Consider the following 25,400-nt stretch of genomic DNA (forward strand, 5'->3'; position numbering starts at 1 on the left):
GTCTTTCATGCGCACTTCCAAACTCTCTCGTTCTTTGATGGCCGCTGCCTTGGTGTCAGCCATGTCACTGGGCGTGGCACAAGCCGCCACTGTGCGCATTGCCAACCAGGGTGACGCCTTGTCGATGGACCCGCACTCGCTCAACGAATCGTTGCAGCTGAGCGTGACCAACAACGTGTACGAGTCGCTGGTGGGTGTGAGCAAAGACCTGACGTTTGAGCCGGGTCTGGCGGCTTCTTGGAAGCAAACTGCGCCCACCGTGTGGCGTTTCGAATTGCGCAAGAACGTGCGCTTTCATGACGACACGCCTTTCACCGCCGACGATGTGGTGTTCTCGCTGAACCGTGCCGCAGGCGAAGGCTCTGACATGCGCAGCAACACCAACGACATCAAGGAAGTGCGCAAGTTGGGCAGCCACACCATCGAGATCGAAACCAAGGCACCGTTTCCGATCCTGCCCAACGTCTTGTCGACCGTGTACATCATGAGCAAGAAGTGGTGTGAGGAAAACCAGGCCACCCGCCCGGTGGACCGTCGCAAGGGCATCGAAAACGCGGCCTCTTTCCGTGCCAACGGCACAGGCCCTTACCGTCTGCGTGAGCGTCAGCCCAACGTGCGCACCACCTTTGTGCGCAACGGCAACTACTGGGGCAAGATCGATGGCAACGTGGACGAAGTGATCTTTTCTGTCATCGCCAATGACCCGACCCGAGTGGCGGCGTTGCTGTCGGGCGAGATCGACATCATGGAACCCGTGCCCGTGCAAGACGTGCCCCGCATCAACGCGGGTGCCAACACCCGCGCCTTGGTCGGCCCTGAACTGCGCACCATCTTTTTGGGCATGGACCAAAAGCGCGATGAGTTGCTGTATTCCAGCGTGAAGGGCAAAAACCCCTTCAAGGACAAGCGCGTGCGCCAGGCTTTTTACCAGGCCATTGACATGGAAGGCATCAAGCGCACCGTGATGCGCGGTGCCTCCAACAACTCCGCCTTGATGGTGGGCCCCGGCATCAACGGCTACAACCCCGAGCTGAACAAGCGCCTCCCCTTTGACCCCGAAGCGTCTAAAAAATTGCTGGCCGAAGCCGGTTACGCCACAGGCTTTTCGGTGGACATGAACTGCCCCAACGACCGCTATGTGAACGACGGCCAGATCTGCGAAGCCGTGGCCGCCAATTTGGCACGTGTCGGCATCAAGATCAATCTGAAGGCCGAAACCAAGGGCACTTATTTCCCCAAAATCTTGCGCCGCGACACCAGCTTCTATTTGTTGGGCTGGACGCCCAGCACCTACGACGCGCACAACGCCCTGAATGCACTCATGCGTTGTGTGGACGACAAAGGCACAGGCCAGTTCAACCTGGGTGCTTATTGCAACCCCAAGGTCGATGAACTGACCGTCAAGATCCAAAGCGAGACCGATCAGACCAAGCGCAACGCCATGATCCGCGAAGTGTTCGAGCTGCACAGCGCCGACATCGGTCATCTGCCTTTGCACCAACAGGCTTTGGCGTGGGGCACCAGCAAAAAGGTCTCGCTGGTGCAACGCGGTGACAACTACATGCCTTTCAAGTCCATCACAGTCAAATAAGCCATGAACGCATTGCAGCGCTGGCTGAACAGCGACATCGGTTACAGCTTTCGCCAATCACCCACGGCGATGGTGGCGGCTGGCATCGCCTTTGTTTGCCTTTTTTGTTCGGTCTTTGCCGGCTGGGTCTCGCCCACCAACCCGTTTGATCTGGCCACCCTGGAGCTGAGCGACGCCCGCTTGCCGCCCGCATGGCTGGAGGGCGGCAGCAGCAAATTTTTGCTCGGCACCGATGACCAGGGGCGAGACATCTTGTCGGCACTCATCTACGGCTCGCGCATCTCACTGGTGGTGGGCATCGCTTCTGTGATTCTGTCGGTGGTAGTGGGTGTGGGCATGGGCTTGTTGGCGGGCTTTCGCGGTGGTTGGGTCGACGCTTTGCTGATGCGTCTTTGCGATGTGATGCTGTCGTTCCCCGCCATTTTGGTGGCCTTGTTGATCGCGGGCGTGGGGCGTGCCTTGTTTCCTGACGCGCACGAATCCTTGGCATTCGGCGTGCTGATCATCTCGATCTCTCTCACGGGCTGGGTGCAATACGCCCGCACCGTGCGCGGCACCACCCTGGTCGAGCGCAACAAGGAATACGTGCAGGCTGCCCGGGTGACGGGCGTGGCCCCATTGCGCATCATGTTCAAGCATGTGCTGCCCAACGTCATGGGCCCTGTCATGGTGCTGGCCACCATCCAGGTGGCCACGGCCATCATCACCGAGGCCACGTTGTCGTTTTTGGGCGTGGGTGCGCCGCCCACATCGCCCTCGCTGGGCACGCTGATTCGCGTGGGCAACGACTATTTGTTCTCGGGCGAATGGTGGATCACGATTTTTCCGGGGCTGATGCTGGTGCTGATCGCCCTGTCGGTCAATTTGCTGGGTGACTGGTTGCGCGACGCGCTGAACCCGAGATTGCGATGAGTCTTTTACAAGTCAAAAACCTGGTGGTGGAATTCCCCAGCCGCCACGGCACGCTGCGTGCGCTGGACGATATTTCTTTCGACATCGCACCCGGCGAAATCTTGGGGGTGGTGGGCGAATCGGGTGCCGGAAAGTCACTGACTGGGGCCGCCATCATTGGCCTGCTGGAGCCACCGGGCCGTGTGGCAAGCGGACAGATTTTGCTGGAAGGTCAACGCATAGACCACCTGAACGCCGACCAGATGCGCCACATTCGAGGCCGCAAGATCGGAGCCATTTTTCAGGACCCATTGACCTCGCTCAACCCGCTGTACACCATCGGTCGGCAGCTGACCGAGACGATCCTGGCCCACCTGCCAGTGACGCCCCAAGAGGCCCGCCAACGCGCTGTTCAGTTGCTCAAAGACACCGGCATTTCTGCCGCCGAAGAGCGCATCGACCACTACCCACACCAGTTTTCTGGCGGCATGCGTCAGCGCGTGGTGATCGCACTGGCCTTGGCCGCCGAGCCTCAGTTGATCGTGGCCGACGAGCCCACCACGGCGCTGGATGTGTCCATTCAGGCGCAGATCATCAGCTTGCTCAAAAAGGTCTGCAAAGACCGTGGCGCTGCGGTCATGCTGATCACGCACGACATGGGCGTGATCGCCGAAACCTGTGACCGTGTGGCCGTGTTGTACGCCGGGCGTGTGGCCGAAATCGGCCCGGTGCACCAAGTCATCAACCACCCGGCCCACCCTTACACCGCAGGCCTGATGGCCTCGATCCCCGACATGGACAGTGACCGTGAACGGCTCAACCAGATCGACGGGGCCATGCCGCGCCTGAACGCCATCCCGCAAGGCTGCGCCTTCAACCCACGCTGCCCCAAAGCCTTTGACCGCTGCCGCCAAGACCGGCCCGAGTTGGTCAACACCGGCGTCAACCGCGCCGCCTGCTGGCTGCACGACGGGAGCGCAGCATGAGCGGTACAAAACCTCAGCCACTCGTCGTCGCGCACGACCTGGCCAAAACCTTCGACGTGTCGGCGCCTTGGCTCAACCGTGTGATCGAGCGCAAACCACGCCAGATGCTCAACGCCGTAGACGGCGTGAGCTTCGAGATCGAACGCGGCAAAACACTGGCCTTGGTGGGCGAATCCGGCTGCGGCAAAAGCACCGTGGCCCGCTTGCTGGTGGGCTTGTACGAACCCACTCGCGGCGGCCTGACCTTCGACGGGCAAGACGCGCACGCGGCGTTCAAGTCGTCTGATTCTCAAAAAATGCGCCAGCGCATTCAGATGATTTTTCAAGACCCCTATGCCAGCCTGAACCCACGTTGGACAGTGGACAACATCATTGGCGAGCCGCTCAAAGAGCACGGCCTGATCAGCGATGCCAATGAGCTCAAGGCCCGCGTGGCCGAGTTGCTGCAGTCGGTAGGCTTGTCGCCGCTGGATATGGTCAAGTACCCGCACCAGTTTTCGGGTGGGCAACGCCAGCGCATCTCGATCGCCCGCGCTTTGGCCACCGCACCCGAGTTTTTGGTCTGTGACGAGCCGACCTCGGCGCTGGATGTGAGCGTGCAAGCGCAAGTGCTCAACATCATGAAAGACCTGCAACGCGAGCGGGGCCTGACGTATTTGTTCATCAGCCACAACCTGGCTGTGGTGCGCCATGTGAGCGACCAAGTGGGCGTGATGTATTTGGGCCGACTGGTTGAGCTGGCCGACAAGCACACCCTGTTTGGCAACCCGCAGCACCCATATACCAAGATGCTCTTGGACGCGATTCCCAAAATGCACGACACCGGCCGCGCCCGCACCCCCGTGCAAGGCGAAGTGCCCAACCCGCTGAACCCACCCAGCGGCTGCACTTTTCACCCCCGCTGCCCGCAGGCCACCGACATCTGCCGTGCCGAGCGCCCGCCACTGCGGGATTTCAAAGGCATCAAGATCGCTTGTCACGCGGTGATCTGATGCCACAGGGTTATTTAAAGATTGAAATATCCATCATTGTTCGAATAAAATCGAACAATGACGGAATTTTTAGACTTTAACTTCTCTTCGGCCGAAGAGATATCACTGGCCTTGGCGCAGCGATTGAAACGCTTGCGTATTCAAAAAGAGATTGCCCAAGCCGACATGGCCGAGCGCATGGGCGTGTCTCGCAGCACGCTCAACACGCTCGAAAACACGGGCAAAGCTTCGGTCATCGCCTGGATCAAACTGGTCCAGTGTCTCGGTCAAGAGGGGCAATTGCAGCCCTTGTTCAAACCCGTTGTCGCGTCCATTGCGGACATGGCGCAGCAACAAAAACCGGCTCGCCAGCGTGTCTCTCGCACGCGCCGCATTCGGAAGGCAACGCCGTGAAAAAAGTACAAGTCCGTTATGAAGGCTGGGGCGAAAACTGGCTTTTGGGCACGCTGGCCGACGATGGGCAGCATCTGCTTTTTGAGTATTCGGCTCAAGCCTTGGTCGAAGGACTTGATTTGTCGCCAAGGCATTTGCCGTTGCAAAAACAGGCCATGGGCAATTTCCCGAGGCATTTTTGGCGCTTGCCAGGCCTGTTTGCAGACTCCTTGCCCGATGGCTGGGGCATGCTGCTCATGGACAGGCTCTTCAGAAAACAAGGGCTTCGGCCAGAACAGTGTTCACCGCTGGACCGCTTGAGCTTCATCGGTCATCGTGGACTGGGCGCGCTCACGTATGAGCCTGATTCACAAGGTGATGTCATGCCCGAGGCGGTGGATCTTGTCGCCTTGGCTAACGAAACAGCGCTGGTTTTGCAAGGTGAGGACACTCAAACCCTTCAAAAACTGGCCATGCTGGGCGGCTCTCCGCAGGGGGCCAGGCCCAAAGTTTTGGTGTTCTACGATCCGGCGACGGCGCGTATCAGCACGACAGCCATGCCATCGGGGTCAGGCTGGTTGGTCAAATTCCAGGCCTTGGGTGAGCACAAAGAGGTGTGTGCCATCGAGGCGTTTTATGCGCAGCTGGCCAGCGCATGTGGTCTGGATGTGCCCACCACACGGGTGTTCGATTTGAGCCCACAACAAGCCGCACTGGGCATTGAACGCTTCGATCTGGCGCAGGGGTTGCGTGTCCCCATCCATTCACTGGCCGGTTTTCTGCACGCGGACTTCAGAATTCCGTCGGCAGTGGACTACACCACTTTTCTGCGCGCGACACGCATGATCACGCGCGATGAGCGCGAGGTGCAAAAAGCGTTTGAGCGTGCGGTCTTCAATGTGCTGTTTCACAACCGGGATGACCATGCCAAAAACCTGGCTTATCGCATGGATGCGCAACGACACTGGAAGATGGCCCCGTGTTTTGACCTCACGTACTGCGAAGGTCCCGGCGGGGTGCACCAGATGGATGTTTGCGGCGAAGGGCGGCACATTGAGCGCAGCCATTTGACACAACTGGCGCAGCAAGGCGGGCTTGATGCAAGGTGGGCAGCGCAAAGGCTGGATGCCATGCTCGAAGTGGTTGACCAGTGGCCTGCACTTGTCGAATCCTTTGACATCCGGCGAGCAACACGCCAGAAAATGCACCAGGTCATCATCCGTCAACGCGAGGCATTGGGAAAATAGGTTCATCTCACCAGAGATCGGCCTTCTGGCGTTGATTGATTGCTCTGGCTACATTGGCAGCCGTTTCGGGCACCGCTTTCGCTCAATCTTCGGTGTCTTTGACCGGTAAGTTTGGCTATGCATATACAGATGCAAAAACTGCAGCTGGCGTGAAAACAGCCGGTTTCCAAGCAACTGACGGCGACTTGGTTGCTGCAGCTGTTGAAGACTTGGGCGGTGGCTTGAAAGCCAATGCTTCTTTGGCTTTGAAACTGCGCGGTCGCGGTGCACAAGCTTCCGTTGTTGACGGTCGCGATGCAACCATCGGCTTGTCCGGCGCATTCGGCTCCATCACTGCTGGTGCCATCGAAGCTGGTAACGGCATCATGGGCTTGGGTCAAGCTGGTGCCCCCGTGATTGGTTTGGACGGCAAAGTGTTGGACGGTGCTGTTAACGTTGACATCGTGTCTTACACACTGCCAACATTGGCAACTGGTTTGACTTTGAAGGCTTCCGTGATCGACGGCGTGGGTGATGTTGCACGTACAAAAGGCAATATCTCTGTGTTTGCTGTTGGTTACACAGCTGGTGCATTGAACCTGTCGGCTGACTTCTCTGACTACAGCAAGTACGCTGATGCTGCTGCTGTTGGTGGTACCTACCTGCCTTCTGCTAGCCAAACTCTGACTGCTTACGCTGCTACAGACACGTTGCCTTCCGGCGCGACTGTTGTTGCAGCTGCAACTGCAGCCGTCAAAGCTGTTGACAACCGCACTCGCGTCAGCGCCAGCTACAACTTGGGCGTGGCAACTGTTGGCTTGGGTTACCAAGTCAAGTCCTATGTGACTGCTGCTAACAAAGACAACAAGCAAATGACATACGGCGTGAGCGCTCCTTTGGGTGCGTTCACTGTTGGTGCTGTGTACGCTTCCAGCAAGGATGACGGCGCTACTACCAAGACAACTGGCAATGAATTCGGCGTGAACTACGCTTTCAGTCAGCGCACAAGCTTGCAAGTTGCTCGTGCTTCTTGGAAGAAGACTGGCGCAGCTGCTGACACATTGCTGCGTGCTCGCTTGTTGCACTCCTTCTAATCCCACGCTGGCGTAAGCCAGCTGAGGTTTAAAAGACTAAAAACCCACCGTGGCAACACGGTGGGTTTTTTCTTGCCTGCTCGCTGTGCGTTGCAGTCAGCAAACAACGCACTCAAGGGAAAACACTGGTGCTGCACAGTGTTGGTGCAGCCGCTACGGTTCCTTAGTCCGATTTAATCGTCGGTTAGAGGCCTGTTCCGGGCAGGTCCGGGAGGCGGGGCTACCGTTGAGCCTTCGAGACAATGATGTTTGCAACTTCCCATCGCACGTTGGCGGTGCACGCCACTTCCGGCGCTTGCCAGCTTTAGAGCTCGGCACGCTTACCCATTGAACGCCCGGCTGTCTGGATGCAATCGGCACAGCAGACGGCTTTGTGCTGATCAGATAAAAAGTGTTTATAGATTTGAGGGCATGCCACCTTTATTGAGAGCATGCCAACTTTGCGTGCCGTTGTTTGCTGACTGCAACGCACAGCGAGCAGGCGTAAAAAAACCCCCCGTGTTGCCACGGTGGGTTTTTAGTCTTTTAAACCTCAGCTGGCTTGCGCCAGCGGGGGATTAGAAAGAGTGAGCCAACTGAACGCGTGTGTTGGTAGCAGTACCAGCAACACCAACAGTTTTGGTGGACTGAGTTTGCAACGCCACGTAAGTGCGCTTGCTCAGGTTGTACTGGGCAGACAAGTCGTAACCTGTGTTGTTGCCATCGACGCCGTCAGTCTTGCTGGTAGCGTACACAGCGCCAACGTTGAAGGCGCCAAATGGAGCAGACACGCTAACAGCGGTTTCATTTTTCTTGATACCAGCAGCGTTCTTGGCAGTCTGGTAACCAGCGCCCACAATGGCAACGCCCAGGTTGTAGTTAGCGCTCATGCGAGTACGGCTATCAGGAACGCCACCTGCAGTAATAGCAGCTTGCACCGCAGCAGTTGCTGCGGCAGACGTTCCTGTAGGTGCGTACATTGCAATGCCGTTAGCAACTGAGTAAGCGTTTGCACTGTAGTTGGTCAAGTCCAAAGCCAATGACAGTGGGCCATTTGCATAGTTGAAGCCAACCAATGTTGCATTAGCTTGCTTAGAAGCAGCTTCAGCACCGCCACCGCCAACAGCATCGATCATCATGGCAACAGCGGAGAAACCGCTCATAGTTGGAGTGCGGTAAGACAACAAATCAACGTTGGAAGCAGCGGCCAATTGAGCGCCGTTATCCAAGCCGATGTAAGTTGGGCCGCCAGCAGTGACCAAACCCAAGATGCCGTTGCCGGCTTCAATGGCACCAATAGTCACAGTACCGAAATCGCCAGTCACGTACATGCTCGAGTCACGTGGGCGTGCGCCATTGCCGTCAGTCAAAGCACCACCAGCCAAAGTGTCGTTGGCAGCGTCACGGCCGCGCAAGCGCAGAGCCATGTTAGCGCCGGCCTTCAAGCCACCGCCCAAGTCTTCCACAGCAGCGATGTTCCAGTCACCGTCGGTAACGCCGATACCAGTTGTTTTAGCGCCAGCAGCAGTTTTGGCTTCGCCGTAAGCAAAACGCAGCTTACCGGTCAAAGACACCGAAGATTGAGCGAAAGCGGTGCCCGAAACGGCTGCCAATGTAGCCAGAGCAATCAGAGTTTTTTTCATTGAGAGTTTCTCCAAAGTTTTAAAAAGAGCCTTGAATCCGCCAGGTGAAAACCACCTGTCTGAACGCTTAGCCAACCTCCAAATTCGGAAGGTTGTGTGTATTCGACCAGAGCTGCGCGTCTTTTCCAAGAATTTCAAAGAATAAAGGGCTTTTTCGTTGCATCCCTGCAACAAACCAAGAGTGACGGCCTTTATTTGAATCACTTTCACTCTATTTTTATCAATGAATTCAATAACTTCCAGCGACTGTCAAAAGTATCGGTTGAGAAATAACAGCCTTTGCATGAAGCCGCAAAGTAGCCAACACAATCCCACAGCGCACGGTTTGGGCGCTATTTGCTAAGCTAGCCCCTATGAACACCCACGCTTTGATACTGGCCGCTGACAGCGCTTTGCGCACTCTGTGGGCCGAACCTCGCGCCAGCCGCCCTACCCCAATGGCCGCCACCTCCGAGCTGGAGCTGACCGATGCCGAGCGCCGCGAGTCTGCCGCGCTGATGCGCGTGAACCATGTCGGCGAGGTATGCGCTCAGGCGCTTTACACCGGACAAACGCTAGCCTGTCAAAACCTAGACTTGCGGGCCCAGTTGGTCGAAGCGAGCCGCGAAGAAACCGATCACCTGGCATGGACGCAGCAGCGACTGACTGAGTTGAAGGGCCGCCCCTCGCTGCTCAACCCGCTTTGGTATGCCGGTGCCTTTGCCATTGGGTACGCCGCAGGCAAGCTGGGCGGCGACAAGGTGAGTCTGGGCTTTGTGGTCGAGACCGAGCGGCAGGTCGAAGCTCACCTGCAAAGTCACATGGATTTGCTGCCTGCTGCCGACAGCGCATCGCGTGCCATCGTGGTGCAAATGAAGGCCGACGAAATCGCCCACGCCCAAATGGCCATGAAGGCTGGGGCGGCTGAACTGCCCGGCCCGGTCAAATCAGTGATGGCGCTGGCGGCCAAAGTGATGACCACGGTGGCGCATCGGGTTTGACGGCCAAACTCTGGCGAACATCTTGAGTTGCGTCACGGTCACTCCAGCATCGCTGCTGGCCGGGAACGACCGTTTGCATTGTTACCCGTCAGGCCAGTAGATTTTGGGTGCGCAGTTTGAATCTTTCCACGGTCTGCGCCAGCATGCCCACATGGGCATGTGCTGCGTAAAGGGCCATGTGCAGGGTTTCGGCACGATCGATATATTCGTGCACCATCACATTGCGCAACTTACGCACGGCCAACCAATCATCGGCACCATCGATCAGCCCGAGCCTTTCAGCTCGGTCCAGATTCTCCAGCACTGCGCCAACGCCTTCCTCCATGGTTCTGAGCCATGCAGGCAGCAGCTTATCCCCCAGTAAATCTTGTAGCCGGCCGAAACGAGCCACAAAAGCGTCAACCCGCTCAGAAAAATCGATGTCTTCCAAGTGGCTCACCAAGCCTTCAGGACTGAAGGGTCTGCCAAATAGCCGCTGATCAGTTTGCTGCAAGTGGAGCAATTCAGCCTGTGCTGTTTTGAGCAGGCCAGACAAGCGTTGACGCTCGCCTGGGGAGAGTTTGTCTTTCAAGCTTTGTGAATTGGGGGTCATGTCAGCAAAACGCCTTCTGAAAGTGCCACCGTATCAACGGACAAAATATTCTGCGTTGCGTCCAATAAGCGGACATCCACTTTGCGTCCATCAAGCTGCCTCTGCAGTTGCGCAGCCAGCAATGAGGCTTCCCATAATGGGTTGTTGACTTTACCTTGAACTTGTATGTGCAAGTCGATGTCCCCCCCCTTTGCCGAGTCATCCAATCGAGAGCCAAACAAACGCACCACAGCCAAGTCGCCCCAGCGAAGCGCGACAGCCTGTTGAATGATGGCTCGTGATTGGGGGGAAAGTCTCATACTTTTGAGGATACTGGATTCAAGCCGCTTCCACCACCTCAAAGCTGGTGGTGATCTCTGCGGTTTTACCCAGCATGATGCTGGCCGAGCAGTATTTGTCGTGGCTCATGGCAATGGCCCGCTCAATCGCGCTGGCGGGCACGCCCTTGGCGGTGACGGTGAAGTGCATATTGATGCGGGTGAAGACTTTGGGGTCCACCTCGGCACGTTCGCTGCTGATTTTGACGCTGCAGCCGCGCACGTCATGGCGACCTCGCTTCAAGATGAGCACCACATCGTAAGCGGTACAACCGCCAGTACCTGCCAACAGCATTTCCATGGGGCGAGGTGCCAGGTTTTGTCCGCCGTTTTCAGGCTTGGCCGCATCGGGTGCGCCATCCATGGCCACCACGTGGCCCGAGCCGGTTTCAGCCAAAAAGCCCATGCCTGAGCGGGTGCCGGCAGCGCCGGTCCAGGTGACTGTGCATTCCATGTTCATTTCCTTGGTGAGTGGCATGACCTGTGAACCAGGTGATTTGTGAGCCTATGGTACCCAAGCGCAGTTGCTGAAATGGCCTGACTACGCGATTACCTAAGGGAAAATTTGCTGTACCGAGCGCGTAAATTTATCTTACCCAACTCACAACATTGTCCGGCCCGCCTCATAACTTTGTCCTGCCCGCCTCATAACTTTGTCCTGCCCGACTCATAACTTTGTCATACCCGGCTCATAACTTTGTCATACCCGGCTTGACCGGGTATCCATAACCGCCAAAGGCATAGACCCCCTTCGAGCCGGGGGTGACGGGTAGGGCTGCATAGACCCCCGGTCGAGCCGGGGGTGACGGGTGGGGCTGCATAGACCCCCGGTCGAGCCGGGGGTGAAGAGTGGGGCTGCATGACCCCCGATCAAATCGGTGCTGACTGATGCCACCAATCGCACTCAAACATTTGACGATTTTTTACATTTTGTGAGCCTGCGTATGCTGCATCGCAACAAAAACACCCGTACAATTACGAACAAGCGTGCTTTTTTGTACGCGCCAGTTGTCTCCTCCACCCTCTGAAAAGGTGGATTTGCCCCGATCCGCAAGGTTCGGGGCATTTTTTTGTCTTAAAAATCAATTTTTGAATACTTTAATAGCATTGATGGTTTAATTTCACATCTCTTGGCTTTGTTTGTCATACCTCAAAAATGACAGAAAGGGCGGATCATGCGTTTCCATTCTGCTGTGCTCCCAAACGTTATCCCCCACTTAAAACTGGGATGCCGTTCGTTACTGGCATGTTGTGCCGCCTGGGGTCTTGGGTTGCTGCCGCTAACGACTTGGGCTGAATACCAAGTCAACATCGTGGACAAAGCACCTGAATACCGCCAATTCGAGCGGGTAGAGATCACAGGCTCCAGCGTGGTCCATCCACGTGACCGCGAAGCATTGCCGGTGCGCGTCATTGACCGTAAAGAAATCGAACGTATGGGCGTTCAGTCGGTGCCCGAGCTGATTCAAAGCCTTTCATCGATGCATTCATACACCGAATCAGGCGGCACCAACATCAAGGGCGAGGGAGGCTACCGGTCGGCAGCCATTCATGGCTATGAAGCGGGCACATTGGTCTTGATCAACGGGCGCAGATCACCTTCTTTTGCCAAACAACGCCCTCAGGTGGACCGCACGGCTGTTGATTTGTCGATGGTTCCCCTGCGCGCCATTGACAGGGTCGAGATTTTGACCGACGGTGCCTCGTCCCTCTATGGCAGCGATGCGATTGCCGGAGTCGTGAACTTGATCACGCTGCAGCAAGCCCCCGGACTCAGCATGACTGCAGAAAAACTGACCACCCAAGGCGCTGGCGATGGCAACAGCGCTGGCATCAGTTGGGGCAAAGGCAAACTGGATCTGGATGGGTATGCTTTGTCCATGCATCTGGAAACGCAACAGCGTGACGCGGTGCGCATGCGTGACCGCGCTTACACAGACCTTCGCACACAGCTTTATGGGCACGACGCACAAGGCAACCCTGTGTATTTCGTGCCGCAAAACATGTTTCCACACAACGCGCCAGCGCAACTGCTGAGCAACAGCACCCATCCGTCGTTGTGCCCTGCCGGCTTTGATTACACCGTGACCCGCAGAGACACGAGTTGGCCTACGCCTTACCAGTGCCAGACCAGCCAGTTGCGAGACACTTACCTGTACCCGGCTTATGACAACACCACTTTGTGGATGGCGTTTGAAAAGCGCATCGATGCCACGCTGTCTGTTTTTTCCGAGATCGGTTATCAACAGCAGTTCAGTGACTATCGCCGCATCGTCAACGGACGCGCCATCCAAGGCAACACCCTTTACGATGCGGAAGATTTCAACCCGGGTTTTGCCAAAGAAAAACAATACAACCACAGGGCTGTGATCGGTGTTCGTGGTGAATGGAACAACTGGTATTTCACAGCGAGCCACACCCGCGCAGAAAACCACTTTGAAACGGTCAACCGGGGCGGTTTCACCCAAGGTTCAGACTGGGGAACCATCCTGACCACCGCAGAGCGCCAGCAAGACCCCGCCAGTTACTCTGATGCAACCTGGGCCAAAATAAAAGCTCGCTTTGCAAAGCCCACAAGCTCACAGGAATACCGCACGCGCTTGCAAGACACGCAGTTGCAAGCTTCGCGAACAGTGGGCGAAACCGCGTGGGGAGACATCAAACTTGGGACGGTGCTGTTCAATACCCAATCGCAACTGATCAATGAACTGGCGGTGAACCGTAAGGACTATCCTTTCAAGCGGGACAACAGTGGTGCGGCCCTGGAGCTGCAGCTGCCTTTGTGGGACCGACTTGAGTTCGTCTCAAGTTTGCGAGCCGAACAGTTCAGTGACTTTGGCAACGTCCTGACAGGTAAGCTGGGTGCCAAACTGGAAGTGGCCGACAACACCCATGTGCGCATCAGCACTGGCACCGGCTTCCGGGCCCCCACCCTTGCCCAAACCAGCGCCAGCAATTACAGCCGTTTCGCTTTGACCAGCAGCACCGATTACTACTCGGTCGGCAACCCAGATCTGAAACCTGAAAATTCAAGGCAATGGAGCTTGGGCATGCTGTATCAACCAACACCACAGTGGAGCTTGGGGTTGGACTATTGGGCACTGGATGTGCGCGATGTCTTTGGCACTTGGACCGACGATCAGATCTGGAACGACCCGACGCTAAAAGCGCTTTACTACACCAGCAATTACAACAGCGCAGGAAAAAACCGATACCTTTTCAAGCCGTTTAACCAGGGCATTATGAGCAAATCAGGTGTTGACTACCAAATGCGCTACCGCTGGCCTGTGAGCATGGGCCGGCTTTGGATCGGACTGGAAGGCACTTACAACATGAAGTCAAAGCGCAGCACTTACCCCGGCCAGACACCCATCTCCAATCTGGGCAATTACGATACTGCGACAGGCACGGTGGTGGCACGCAACATGCTGCGTCTGACGACGTCACTCGAATCCCGGGATTTCAGTGTCACGGCGCATGTCAACTACCACTCTGGCAACGATGAGCTCATGCCGGCCTTGATCGACTCACAAGGCAACTTTGTAGGCGACCAATTCACGCACCGCGTACCGGATCATTGGACCCTGGATGTCTCCGGGGTGTACCGGTGGACACCTGCCATCAGCATACGAGTGCATATTGCCAACCTAACCAACCGCACACCGCCCATTCGTTACAACAGCCCCTACCTTAGCTCGACGTTGTCTGACACGCGCTATGACAACTATTACGGCCGCACCCTGCGTATTGCCATGGACATCAAGTTCTAAAAAGATGGCCAGGCCCGCACGCTATGATCAAACCATCGCCCACCTCTTGCGCGGGCCTGTGACATAGCCGACATGACCACATCCAAACTCCGCCCTGCCGATTACCTGATCAAAATCCTCAACGCCCGCGTGTACGACGTGGCCACCGAGTCGGCCCTGGAACCCGCAAAGAACTTGTCTCGCCGCTTGGGCAACCAGGTGCTTTTGAAGCGCGAAGACCAGCAACCCGTGCACAGCTTCAAACTGCGCGGGGCTTACAACAAGATGGCGCACCTGACGCCCGAGCAGCTCAAGAAGGGCGTGATTTGCGCCTCGGCCGGCAACCACGCGCAGGGCGTGGCACTCAGCGCCAGCAAACTGGGCACCCGCGCCGTGATCGTCATGCCGACCACCACGCCGCAGGTCAAGGTCGACGCGGTCAAGAGTTTTGGGGGCGATGTGGTGTTGTATGGCGACAGCTATTCCGACGCCTACAACCACGCGCTGACTTTACAAAAGAAGCAGGGCCTGTCCTTTGTGCACCCCTTTGATGACCCGGATGTCATTGCCGGCCAAGGCACGATTGCCATGGAAATGCTGCGTCAACACCAAGGCCCACTCGATGCCGTGTTTGTGGCCATTGGCGGCGGCGGCTTGATCTCGGGCGTGGCCAACTACATCAAAGCAGTCCGCCCCGAGGTGAAGGTGATCGGCGTGCAAATGAACGATTCGAACGCGATGATGCAGTCTGTGGCAGCCAAAAAACGCGTGACCTTGCCCGATGTGGGCTTGTTCTCAGACGGCACCGCGGTCAAGTTGGTGGGCGAAGAAACCTTCCGCGTCGCACGCCATCTGGTGGACGAATACATGACCGTGGACACCGACGCCGTGTGTGCGGCCATCAAGGATGTGTTTGTGGACACCCGCTCGATCGTGGAGCCTGCAGGCGCGCTGGCCGTGGCCGCCATCAAGCAGTATGTGGCCACGCACAAGACCAAAGGCCAGACCTATGCCGCCATTTTGTGCGGTGCCAACATGAATTTTGACCGCCTGCGCTTTGTGGCCGAACGCGCCGACGTGGGCGAAGAAAAAGAAGCGCTTTTTGCGGTGACGATCCCCGAAGAGCGCGGCAGCTTCAAGCGCTTTTTGGAACTGATTGGCAGCCTGCCCGGCGGCCCGCGCAATGTGACCGAGTTCAACTACCGCATGAGCGATTCGAACAAAGCCCATGTGTTTTTGGGCCTGAGTACTTCGGCCAAGGGCGAGAGCACCAAGATCACCGCCAACTTCAACAAGCACAAGTTCACGGCCATCGACCTGACACACGACGAACTGGCTAAAGAGCACATCCGCCACATGGTGGGCGGGCACTCGGCCATGTCACAAGACGAGCGCCTGCTGCGCTTTGAGTTTCCTGAGCGTCCGGGCGCCTTGCTCAAATTTTTGAGCCTGATGCGTCCAGGCTGGAACATCAGCCTTTTCCACTACCGCAACCAGGGTGCCGACTACGGCCGGATTTTGGTCGGCCTGCAGGTGCCGCCCAAAGACGACAAAGCATTTGCCAAATTTCTGGAAGCATTGGGGTATCCGTATGCAGAAGAGACGAATAATCCGGTTTATCGCTTGTTTTTGCGCAACTGAAACCCAAAGGGTCCACCATGCCCGCATCCCTTGAAGGCCAACTCGTCGTCGCGATTTCATCGCGGGCTTTGTTCGACTTTGAAGAAGAAAACCGCCTGTTCGAGCAAGGCGATGACCGGGCTTACATGAAACTGCAGCTGGAGCGGCTAGAGGAGCCCGCCAAGCCCGGCGTGGCCTTTTCTTTGGTGCGCAAGCTGCTGGCCTTCAACGATGCCGATGCGCAGCGGGTAGAGGTGGTCATCTTGTCGCGCAACGACCCGGTTTCGGGCATGCGGGTGTTTCGTTCGGCGCAGCATTACGGCCTGCCCATTCAGCGCGGCAGTTTCACGCGGGGACAACCGCCTTGGCGCTATCTGAAGCCCCTGAATGCCAATTTGTTTTTGTCCACACATTTATCGGACGTGCGTGCGGCCTTGGGTGCGGGCGTGCCAGCCGCACAGGTGTACCCGCATTCGGCGCTGGCTTCTGAAGCACACCCCCACGAAGTGCGCATCGCTTTTGACGGTGATGCGGTGCTGTTTTCAGACGAGGCAGAGCGGGTATTTCAGGCCGAAGGCCTTTCGGCTTTTCAGGCCCACGAGCGCGACAAAGCGGGTCAACCCTTGCTAGCAGGGCCTTTCAAACCTTTGCTGGCCGCCTTGCACCGCTTGCAACAAGAAGGCACGCCCGCTATGCGCATTCGCACCGCCTTGGTCACCGCCCGCAGCGCCCCGGCACACGAACGCGCCATTCGCACGCTGATGGACTGGAACATTGAGGTGGACGAGGCCATGTTTTTGGGCGGTCTGCCCAAAGGCGAGTTCTTGCGCGAGTTCGAGCCCGATTTTTTCTTTGACGACCAAACCGGTCACATCGAATCGGCCGCACGGCATGTGCCATCCGGGCATGTGGCTTCTGGTGTATCGAACCCGGATTGAAAGAAAACCCTTCAACCTGCACGATGGCACCAGCATTCGTGAGCAGAGACTCGCTTTTGCAAGGCTTCAATCAGAAACGACGGTGGGTCGTTTGCTCTCGCGTCGGGCGATCCACACCGTGGCAGACAAAATGACGACTGCGCCCAACCAGGTGGACCGACTGGGCACATCGCCGAACACCAGCCAGCCCAACACCGAGGCCCAAACCAAGTCCAAAAAACGCAGCGACTGGGTGGCCGAAATGTCGGCCAAAGCGAACGCCCGCGTCAGGCAATAGTGGGCCAGTGTGCCCAGCATGCCCGTGGCCGCAAAGCCCAGCCATTGCAACGGCGTAGGCATTTGCCAATGGGGCAAAGCCATGGGCAGGCTGAGCACAGACACCGTAAGGGCTTGCCACAGCACGATGACGCCCGGTTTTTCGTAACGGGTCAGCGCTTTGGTGATCAAAAACGAGGCCGCAAACACGGGTGACGAAGCCAGCATGACCAGGTTGAACCAGCCACCATCGCCCGACATCTTGGGCAAAACCACCACCAACACCCCCGCAAAACCGACAATGGCTGCGATCCAGCGGTCTTTGCGCATGGGCTCACCCAAAAACCAGGCTGCTCCGATCATGATGAAAATCGGCCCAGTGAAACCGATGGCTGTCATGTCGGCCAAGGGGATTTGGGGCAAGGCGGTGAACCACAAAATCAGGCCCACGGTGTGCACCCCACCTCGCCAGAACTGCCCCGCCATATTGACTGGCATGTAGGTGCGCCAACCGTCCCGAAAAACCCAGGGCAGGATCACCAACAGCCCAAACAGGTAACGCAAGAATTGAGACTGGTAGACATCCAGATGCAGCGTCAGTTGGCGTGCGATGGTGTTGAGCATTGAGAACAACAAGCCGCCGCAAACCATCCAGACCATGCCGCGCACGGCCACCGGCCAGGCCGCAAAAGAGCGCCGACTGCGGTGGTGCGCAAGCAGCCACTGACGAGGAGGTGAGAAAAAGGCTTTGCGCGGTTTCATGCGCAATCGCCAAGATAAATAAGAGTCACCCTGCCATCTTAGGCAGAGTCATCGCCCAAGCGGGTCACTTGGGTTACGTGGCTTTGGGGAATTTAACCGGCGCTGTTTTGCAGCGCGGCAATGCGCTCTTCAATCGGCGGATGGGTGCTGAACAACTGGCCGATGCCGCCAGCAATGCCCATTGCAGCCATGCTCTTGGGCAGCTCGGCCGTATGCACACCACCCAAGCGAGCCAGTGCGTTGATCATGGGTTGCTTGCGGCCCATCAATTTGGCGGCACCCGCGTCGGCACGGAATTCGCGCTGACGGCTGAACCAGGCCACGATGATGGCGGCGACAAAACCCAACAAAATGTCCATGACGATGGTGGTCACAAAATAGCCAATGCCAGGGCCGCTGCTTTCTTCGTCGTTCTTGCGCAAGAAGCTGTCCACGCCGTAACCCACCACGCGCGAGATAAACACCACAAAGGTGTTCATCACGCCCTGGATGAGCGTCATGGTGACCATGTCGCCGTTGGCGATGTGCGCGATTTCGTGGCCAATGACGGCCTCGACTTCTTCGTGCGTCATGTTTTGCAGCAAGCCAGTAGACACCGCTACCAGCGCCGAGTCGCGAAAAGCGCCTGTGGCAAACGCATTCGGGTCGCCCTCAAAAATACCCACCTCCGGCATGCCGATGCCCGCCTTGTCGGCGAACTTGCGGACGGTTTCAACGATCCAGGCTTCGTCAGCATTGGCGGGCTGCTCGATCACTCGCACGCCCGAGGACATCTTGGCGATCCACTTGCTCATGAGCAAAGAAATGATGGCGCCACCAAAACCCATAATCAAGGCGTAACCGAGCAAGGCACCCAGATTCAGGCCGTTGGCGGTCAGGAAACGGTTGACCCCCAGCAAATTGGCAACGATGCCCAACACCACCACAACAGCCAGGTTGGTCAAGACAAACAAGAAAATTCGTTTCATGGAAGGTTCACTTTCAACCCGAAAGACGCGGGTACGTTGGTGGGAATGTTAGGGGCTTGCCAAGCAAAATCAAGCGAGGGGAAGGATTTCCTGATTGGCGTACGGTTTTTCTGCCCTCGCTTTGACGCGGTGCGGGCGAAACACACGGGTGTCTTCGTAGAAAGCCGGATCTTCGTTGGCCGCCCACCAACCGGGCACGCCTAAAACAGGCAAGGGGCTGAAAGGTTTGCGCGACAGTTTGTCGGCCGTCAGGTCTTGCGCCAGCCAGGCATCAATGTCGGCAGGGGCGAGCGATAAGGGCACACGCCACATGTGCACGGTGATGGATTTGTAGGGTTGGACCGCTTTTTCGAGCGCGGCATGGCCGAAAGCCCACAACCGGGTTTGAGGCCACTCGGCACGCAAGCCCACAAAAGCGTCCGCCCAGCGGTGCTCAGTCAAGGCGTCCCACAAGGCGTCTGAAGGCTGGATCAGCAACGCGTTTTCGTCGAACACCGTGGCGGCATCGCGCACCGGGCCACGCACCTGCCCTACCCCAGCGCGGGCAATTTCACGGGCCTGTAGCTGGTTCAAGCGCTTTTTAGCCAGCGGGAAATGCATCCAGCACAAGGCATTGAAGAAGTCGTGCAGACCCTCGCGGGTGGGCACCTGAGCCGTGGAAAAAATGTAGTCTTCGTAGGCCTGACCATCCGGCAAGTCGCGTTGCGGAACGAACCGCACTGGCGCACGGCCTGCCTGGTTCAAGGCCTGCGCTTGGGGGCTGCCCGCCACGATCTGGCGGGCAATGGGTTCGCCCACACCGCGCCAGTCATGCAACCACGGGGCGGACCAGTCGATATCTGGTACGCCCAGGGCCGATGTACTTTCGCAACGGCAACCGGGTCGATTCGGGTCGGACTTCAGACACCCACCAGACGCCACGGCAGACTTTCACCTGAACGCAGGGGTTTGAGTTCAGCCTCACCCAAGGCGAAGCTTTCGGCAGGTGTCCAGCTTTCGCGGCGCAGCGTGATGGTGCCGCTGTTGCGAGGCAGACCGTAAAAATCGGCCCCGTTGAAACTGGCAAAAGCCTCAAGCTGCGCCAAGGCCCCCGCATGGTCAAAGGCCTCGGCATACATCTCGATGGCGGCATGCGCGGTGTAGCAACCCGCACAGCCTGTGGCGTGTTCTTTCAGGTGCGCCGGATGCGGCGCGCTGTCGGTGCCCAAAAAGAAACGGGCGTTGCCACTGGTCGCCGCTTGCACCAGCGCCAGCCGATGCGTCTCGCGCTTGAGCACGGGCAGGCAGTAGTAATGAGGGCGAATGCCGCCCGTAAAAAGGGCGTTGCGGTTGTACAGCAGGTGGTGCGCGGTGATGGTGGCACCCAGATTCGCATCGCCTTCGGCCACGTATTGCGCAGCTTCTTTCGTGGTGATGTGTTCCATCACGATTTTGAGGCCCGGAAAATCGCGGCGCAGCGGCTTGAGCTGCTGCTCGATGAACACCGCTTCGCGGTCAAACAGGTCGATGTCTGGTGAAGTGACTTCGCCGTGCACCAAGAGCAGCATGCCTTCACGCTGCATGGCTTCGAGCACGGGGTAGATTTTGCGCAGGTCGGTCACGCCAGCGTCGCTGTTGGTGGTAGCACCCGCTGGATAGAGCTTGCAAGCCACGACACCTGCGGCCTTGGCGCGGGCGATTTCTGCCGGATTGAGGTTATCGGTCAGGTACAGCGTCATCAAGGGCTCAAAAGCCATGCCTTGGGGCACGGCAGCCTGAATGCGTGCCTTGTAAGCCAGCGCCTGCTCGGCAGTGGTCACGGGCGGTTTGAGGTTGGGCATGATGACCGCGCGGCCAAACTGGGCTGCGGTGTGCGGCACCACTACGTTCAATGCAGCGCCGTCGCGCACATGCAGGTGCCAGTCATCGGGGCGGGTAAGGGTGATTTCTTGAGTCATAAGCGTATTGTCTCAAACCGGCACCCCACGGGCCAAACCCAGACAAGGCTGTGGCCGTGGAAGCCCTAAAGCCCCTCAATGTCCCAGGATCTTGGACAAGAAGTCTTGTGCCCGGTCGGTTTGCGGCGAGTCAAAGAACTGTTGCGGCGGCGCTTGCTCGACCACCTGGCCTTGGTCCATGAAGATGACGCGGTCGGCCACGGCTTTGGCAAAACCCATTTCGTGCGTCACGCACAGCATGGTCATGCCTTGACTGGTCAGCTCAATCATCACGTCCAGCACTTCCTTGATCATTTCCGGATCGAGCGCCGAAGTGGGCTCATCGAACAGCATGATTTTGGGGGTCAGACACAGCGCCCGAGCAATCGCCACACGCTGCTGCTGGCCACCGGACAACTGCAGAGGGTATTTGTGGGCGTGTTCGACAATGCGCACGCGCTCAAGTTGAACCATGGCTTTTTCGATGGCTTCCTTGCGCGGCATCTTAGCCACCCAAGTGGGCGACAAGATCAGGTTTTCCAGCACAGTCAGGTGTGGAAAAAGGTTGAACTGCTGGAACACCATGCCGACTTCGCGGCGCACTTTGTCGATGCCCTTGAGGTCATCGCCCAACACCGTGCCGTCAACGGTCAGGGTGCCTTCTTGGTATTCCTCCAGTGCGTTGATACAGCGAATCAATGTGGACTTGCCCGAGCCGGATGGACCGCAAATGACGACTTTCTCGCCTTTGGCAAACTGCAAGTTCACATCGCGCAACACATGGTAGCCATTGCTGGCATACCACTTGTTAACGCCTTTGAACTCGATAAGGGGGGTAGCGTTGGAGGTCATGAGAGTCTTTCGTTCAGCGAACTTTGCTCACGGCCGTGCGGTCTTCAATCCACAGGCTGTAACGAGACATGGCAAAGCAAAATGCGAAATAAATGAAGGTGATGAAGAGGTAGGCTTCGATCTTGAAAGGACGCCAGTCGGCATCCGAGTTCAGTGCCAGGCCCAATGCGCCGGTGAGTTCGTACAAAGAGACGATGGTTACCAACGAGGTGTCTTTGAACAAGCCAATGAACGTGTTCATGATGGACGGCACCACGGTGGCCAAGGCCTGCGGCAACACAATCATGCGCTGGACTTGCCAGTAACTCAGGCCCAGTGTGGCAGCAGCTTCGGTCTGCCCCTTGGGCAAGGCTTGCAAGCCACCGCGAATCACCTCAGCCATGTAAGCGGCTGAGAACAGCGTGATGCCCACAACCACGCGCAGCAACACATCGATCTTGACGCCTTCCGGCATGAACAGCGGCAGCATGAACGAGGCCATGAACAACACCGTGATCAGAGGCACACCACGGATCAGCTCAACGTACAAGGTGCACAAAGTTCGGATGGCAGGCATGCTGGAGCGTCTGCCCAGCGCCACGAAAATGGCCAGCGGGAATGCCAACGTCATGGAGATCACGGTCAGCATGACCGTGAGCGGAAATCCGCCCCACTGGTCGGTGTCCACCGCGGTCAGGCCCCAAAAACCACCCTTCATCAGCACAAAATAGACTGTCAGCATGACGGCCCAGAGCAAGGGCAAGGCCTTGTTCCAAAACCTCGGCATGCAACTGAGCACCACCACGCCCAGCATCAAGGCGGTCGCGATCACAGGACGCCAGTGTTCGGCTTCTGGGTAGCGGCCCATCACGATGAGGCGGCCTTTTTCTGAAATCACGCCCCAGCAAGCCCCCACACCCCGCAACTCATTGCATGACTGCAGATTGGCATTGAAAACGGCATGCAAAACCGCCCAGTCCATGGACGCGACCAACACCCAAACGCCCAGCCCGAGCAAGCCCAACGACAGCAGACTGCTGCCTGCACTGGAAAACAGGTTGACCCGCAGCCAAGCCAGCGGCCCGGACCTGCTGCCCGGCATGGGCCGGGCATCGATTGATTTAAAAATTGTGCTCATGTCAACGCTCCTGGATGGCGGCACTGGCATTGAACCAGTTCATGAGAGCCGACGTGATGAGAGACAGGGTCAGGTACACCAACATCACAATGGACAGCGCCTCGATGGCGCGGCCTGTCTGATTGAGTGTGGTGTTGGCAATCGAGACCAACTCAGGGTAGCCGATGGCCACCGCCAAAGAGGAGTTTTTGGTCAGGTTCAGGTATTGGCTGGTCAAGGGCGGAATGATCACGCGCAAGGCCTGCGGCAACACCACCAGGCGCATCGACTGGCTTTTGGTCAAACCCAAAGACGCGGAAGCCTCGTGCTGCCCCAGTGAAACAGAGGCAATACCCGATCGCACCACCTCGGCAATGAACGAAGCCGTGTAGAACACCAGCCCGCACAGCAACGCCATGAATTCAGGACTGAACACACCGCCGTTTTCAATCTGGAAATCGCCCACTTTGGGCAGATTCCATTCAGAAGGCGCACCGCCTAACAGCCAACCGAGCACAGCCAACGCCAATGTGACCGCCATAGACACCCACAAAACCGGGCGTGTCTGACCGGTTTGGTCGAAATGCGCCTTGGCCTTGCGGCGGTAATAAATGGCAAAAACACCCCCCAGCGCAGCCCCCAGAAGGGCCAGCGTCTGCCCCATTTGCCACACAGGCCAAGGGAAGGAAACGCCGTTTTTGCTCAAGTAAAAATGGCCCAAGGTCCAGGCTTTGTCGAAATCAGGCAAGGCCTCCGTGAAGACCAGATACCAAATGAGCAGTTGCAGGTAAACGGGTACATTGCGGAAAAACTCGACAAAGCCGTAACAAATCTTGCGCACCAAAAAGTTGGCAGAAAAGCGACCAACCCCAACCAACACGCCCAAAAGCGTGGCCAGTGCAATGCCGATCAATGCCACCTTGAGGGTGTTGAGCATGCCAATCAGAAAGGCCACCAAATAGGTGCTGTTGGGCGCGTATTCAATCAGCGTTTCGCTGATGTCAAAGCCAAAGGGCTGAAACAAGAAGTCATACCCGCTTTGGATGCCGCGCAAACGCATGTTGGTCAGCGTGTTGCTGACCAGCAAACCGACCAGCGCCAGGACCGAAAGGATCGCGACGATCTGGTAAATGACCGAACGCCCTTCGCGGCTACGCCACGAGATGGATCGGTTTTTTTTCCCAGGCAATGGCCTGGCCTCGATCATGGAAAAATGGGACATGTGCTGGGCCTGAAGAAAACCACGGTTGCAAAAGATACGCCCCACGAAGGGGCGTATCCAGAGCCTTTACAGAAGGCTGAAAATCAACGCAGTGGAGATGCGTACATCAAACCGCCCTTGTTCCACTGGTTGTTCAGACCCCGGGGCAAGTTGATGGCAGTTTTAGGACCGACGTTGCGCTCGAACATTTCGCCGTAGTTACCGGTCGTCTTGATGGCACGGGCCAACCACTCCTTGTCCAGACCCAGGTGCTTGCCCAGGTCTTCGGTGGCACCCAACAAACGGCCCACTTGCGGGTTGTCGCTGCTCTTCATTTGTTCCACGTTGGCTTGGGTGATGCCGTACTCTTCGGCTTCGACCAGACCACTCAGAACCCACTTGTTGATGGCGAACCACTCGTCGTCACCACGGCGAACCATTGGGCCCAGTGGCTCTTTCGAGATCAAGTCCGACAGCACGACGTGTGCAGCAGGATCTTTGGCTTCCTTGGCACGCACCGAGGCCAGGCCGGATGCGTCGGTGGTGTACGCCTGGCAACGGCCAGAAAAGTAAGCACCGGTTGCGGCTTCGACTTTTTCAAACACCACAGGCTTCAGATTGAGCTTGTTGGCACGGGAGAAATCGGTCAGGTTTTTCTCGGTGGTGGTGCCGGATTGCACGCAAACGGTAGCGCCCTTGAGCTGCTTGGCGCTGGTGATTTTGCCCTTTGGCACCATGAAACCTTGGCCGTCGTAGTAGTTGGCACCAATGAAGTGCAGGCCCAAGGAACCGTCACGGTTCAGGGTGTTGGTGGTGTTGCGGGCCAAGACGTCCACTTCGCCAGATTGCAAAGCGGTGAAACGCTGTTGCGCTGTCAGGGGAACATATTTGACCTTGCTGGCATCGCTCAGCACAGCAGCAGCCAGGGCCCGGCAGTGGTCAACATCCAGGCCAGACCAGTTGCCACTGGAGTCGGCAGCAGAAAAACCCGCCAGACCTGTGTTGACACCGCAAACGATTTGTCCGCGCTGCTTGATCTGGTCAAGGGTTTTGCCAGCCATGGCCGATGTACCAGCCAACAGGCCTGCAGTAGCCAAAACGGCACCGATTACGGTTTGTGCATGTTTTTTCATGGTTAGTATCCTCTTTTTCAATATTGAGCAGCAAAACGCCACCGGTTAATTAAATGCCAAATCCAAGTCCGGATCGCCTAGGAGCTTCCCTAGGGCTTGCCTTGACCAGGGTGATCACTTCTGCTGCACCACAACGATGCACAGCGGCTGATCTACAGTTTTATTGAGCACAAAATGTGCCCGAAAGAAAACGTGAAAGGAATGTAGTCTGTTTATGGTCTTTCAAGCCTCCGTGAGTACCCTCGAT

23 protein-coding genes are annotated in these 25,400 nt (G+C 57.3%); 11 read left to right on the top strand and 12 right to left on the bottom strand.

From position 1 onward, the window contains the following. Positions 1-37: 37 nt before the first annotated feature. From BN3544_RS07240 to BN3544_RS07270, 7 genes are read left to right on the top strand one after another with little or no spacing between them, the layout of a single operon-like run. Positions 38-1,591, top strand: coding sequence for an ABC transporter substrate-binding protein (locus tag BN3544_RS07240; protein WP_019429850.1), 1,554 nt, complete (start codon positions 38-40; stop codon positions 1,589-1,591). Between the two features lie 3 nt (positions 1,592-1,594). Further along, a complete protein-coding gene (locus BN3544_RS07245) occupies positions 1,595-2,503 on the top strand; it encodes an ABC transporter permease (protein WP_019429849.1) in 909 nt (302 codons plus the stop codon). Beyond that, a complete protein-coding gene (locus BN3544_RS07250) occupies positions 2,500-3,468 on the top strand; it encodes an ABC transporter ATP-binding protein (protein ID WP_019429848.1) in 969 nt (322 codons plus the stop codon). The genes BN3544_RS07245 and BN3544_RS07250 overlap by 4 nt, the downstream gene beginning before the upstream one ends. Further along, complete coding sequence (locus BN3544_RS07255; RefSeq protein ID WP_019429847.1) at positions 3,465-4,460, top strand: ABC transporter ATP-binding protein; 996 nt, start codon at positions 3,465-3,467, stop codon at positions 4,458-4,460. The genes BN3544_RS07250 and BN3544_RS07255 overlap by 4 nt, the downstream gene beginning before the upstream one ends. 57 nt (positions 4,461-4,517) lie before the next feature. After that, complete coding sequence (locus tag BN3544_RS07260; RefSeq protein ID WP_019429846.1) at positions 4,518-4,853, top strand: helix-turn-helix transcriptional regulator; 336 nt, start codon at positions 4,518-4,520, stop codon at positions 4,851-4,853. Next, the gene (locus BN3544_RS07265; protein WP_019429845.1) at positions 4,850-6,079 is read left to right on the top strand and encodes a type II toxin-antitoxin system HipA family toxin; all 1,230 of its coding nucleotides are present in this window, start codon (positions 4,850-4,852) and stop codon (positions 6,077-6,079) included. The genes BN3544_RS07260 and BN3544_RS07265 overlap by 4 nt, the downstream gene beginning before the upstream one ends. Positions 6,080-6,132: 53 nt before the next feature. Further along, positions 6,133-7,152 carry a porin gene (locus BN3544_RS07270; protein ID WP_019429844.1) on the top strand — a complete coding sequence of 340 codons (1,020 nt, stop codon included), beginning with the start codon at positions 6,133-6,135 and terminating at the stop codon, positions 7,150-7,152. Positions 7,153-7,709: 557 nt separating this feature from the next. Here BN3544_RS07270 and BN3544_RS07275 read toward each other — a convergent pair. Next, the gene (locus BN3544_RS07275) at positions 7,710-8,984 is read right to left on the bottom strand and encodes a porin (RefSeq protein ID WP_231733915.1); all 1,275 of its coding nucleotides are present in this window, start codon (positions 8,982-8,984) and stop codon (positions 7,710-7,712) included. A 143-nt stretch (positions 8,985-9,127) separates the two neighbouring features. Here BN3544_RS07275 and coq7 point away from each other — a divergent pair, with 143 nt between their 5' ends. Then, positions 9,128-9,754 (top strand): 2-polyprenyl-3-methyl-6-methoxy-1,4-benzoquinone monooxygenase, encoded by a 627-nt coding sequence (gene coq7, locus BN3544_RS07280; protein ID WP_019430757.1) that lies wholly within the window; start codon positions 9,128-9,130, stop codon positions 9,752-9,754. 88 nt (positions 9,755-9,842) lie between these two features. On the opposite strand, the gene BN3544_RS07285 is transcribed toward coq7, so the two are convergent. From BN3544_RS07285 to BN3544_RS07295, 3 genes are read right to left on the bottom strand one after another with little or no spacing between them, the layout of a single operon-like run. Further along, positions 9,843-10,346 carry a hypothetical protein gene (locus BN3544_RS07285; RefSeq protein WP_019430758.1) on the bottom strand — a complete coding sequence of 168 codons (504 nt, stop codon included), beginning with the start codon at positions 10,344-10,346 and terminating at the stop codon, positions 9,843-9,845. Then, positions 10,343-10,645 carry a hypothetical protein gene (locus tag BN3544_RS07290; protein ID WP_019430759.1) on the bottom strand — a complete coding sequence of 101 codons (303 nt, stop codon included), beginning with the start codon at positions 10,643-10,645 and terminating at the stop codon, positions 10,343-10,345. The genes BN3544_RS07285 and BN3544_RS07290 overlap by 4 nt, the downstream gene beginning before the upstream one ends. A 19-nt stretch (positions 10,646-10,664) precedes the next feature. Beyond that, positions 10,665-11,117, bottom strand: coding sequence for an OsmC family protein (locus BN3544_RS07295; protein ID WP_026036792.1), 453 nt, complete (start codon positions 11,115-11,117; stop codon positions 10,665-10,667). Positions 11,118-12,099: 982 nt separating this feature from the next. Here BN3544_RS07295 and BN3544_RS07300 point away from each other — a divergent pair. From BN3544_RS07300 to BN3544_RS07310, 3 genes are all read left to right on the top strand, one after another. Continuing rightward, positions 12,100-14,433: a TonB-dependent receptor domain-containing protein gene (locus BN3544_RS07300; RefSeq protein ID WP_369814598.1), complete on the top strand. Its 2,334-nt coding sequence runs from the start codon at positions 12,100-12,102 to the stop codon at positions 14,431-14,433. Between the two features lie 72 nt (positions 14,434-14,505). Next, on the top strand, positions 14,506-16,053 hold the full coding sequence (ilvA, locus tag BN3544_RS07305) for a threonine ammonia-lyase, biosynthetic (RefSeq protein ID WP_019430762.1): 1,548 nt from the start codon (positions 14,506-14,508) through the stop codon (positions 16,051-16,053). Positions 16,054-16,070: 17 nt separating this feature from the next. After that, positions 16,071-16,970 carry a 5'-nucleotidase gene (locus BN3544_RS07310; RefSeq protein WP_019430763.1) on the top strand — a complete coding sequence of 300 codons (900 nt, stop codon included), beginning with the start codon at positions 16,071-16,073 and terminating at the stop codon, positions 16,968-16,970. Positions 16,971-17,036: 66 nt separating this feature from the next. Here BN3544_RS07310 and BN3544_RS07315 read toward each other — a convergent pair whose 3' ends face one another. The 8 genes from BN3544_RS07315 to BN3544_RS07350 form a co-directional block, all read right to left on the bottom strand. Further along, complete coding sequence (locus tag BN3544_RS07315) at positions 17,037-17,987, bottom strand: DMT family transporter (protein ID WP_019430764.1); 951 nt, start codon at positions 17,985-17,987, stop codon at positions 17,037-17,039. 92 nt (positions 17,988-18,079) lie between these two features. Continuing rightward, a complete protein-coding gene (gene htpX, locus BN3544_RS07320) occupies positions 18,080-18,955 on the bottom strand; it encodes a protease HtpX (protein ID WP_019430765.1) in 876 nt (291 codons plus the stop codon). Positions 18,956-19,024: 69 nt separating this feature from the next. Beyond that, on the bottom strand, positions 19,025-19,753 hold the full coding sequence (locus BN3544_RS07325) for a DUF3025 domain-containing protein (protein WP_231733916.1): 729 nt from the start codon (positions 19,751-19,753) through the stop codon (positions 19,025-19,027). Positions 19,754-19,854: 101 nt separating this feature from the next. Beyond that, positions 19,855-20,892, bottom strand: coding sequence for a dihydroorotase (gene pyrC, locus BN3544_RS07330; RefSeq protein WP_019430767.1), 1,038 nt, complete (start codon positions 20,890-20,892; stop codon positions 19,855-19,857). A 75-nt stretch (positions 20,893-20,967) separates the two neighbouring features. Next, complete coding sequence (locus BN3544_RS07335; protein WP_019430768.1) at positions 20,968-21,723, bottom strand: amino acid ABC transporter ATP-binding protein; 756 nt, start codon at positions 21,721-21,723, stop codon at positions 20,968-20,970. A 13-nt stretch (positions 21,724-21,736) separates the two neighbouring features. After that, positions 21,737-22,840: an amino acid ABC transporter permease gene (locus BN3544_RS07340; protein ID WP_026036794.1), complete on the bottom strand. Its 1,104-nt coding sequence runs from the start codon at positions 22,838-22,840 to the stop codon at positions 21,737-21,739. Position 22,841: 1 nt separating this feature from the next. After that, entirely contained in the window at positions 22,842-24,041 is a 1,200-nt protein-coding gene (locus BN3544_RS07345; RefSeq protein ID WP_231733917.1) for an amino acid ABC transporter permease, read from the bottom strand. A gap of 83 nt (positions 24,042-24,124) precedes the next feature. Then, on the bottom strand, positions 24,125-25,153 hold the full coding sequence (locus BN3544_RS07350; protein ID WP_019430771.1) for an amino acid ABC transporter substrate-binding protein: 1,029 nt from the start codon (positions 25,151-25,153) through the stop codon (positions 24,125-24,127). Between the last annotated feature and the right edge of the window lie 247 nt (positions 25,154-25,400).

The organism is Limnohabitans sp. Rim47, from assembly GCF_001517545.1.
In the GTDB taxonomy this organism is placed as follows: Bacteria; Pseudomonadota; Gammaproteobacteria; order Burkholderiales; family Burkholderiaceae_C; genus Limnohabitans_A.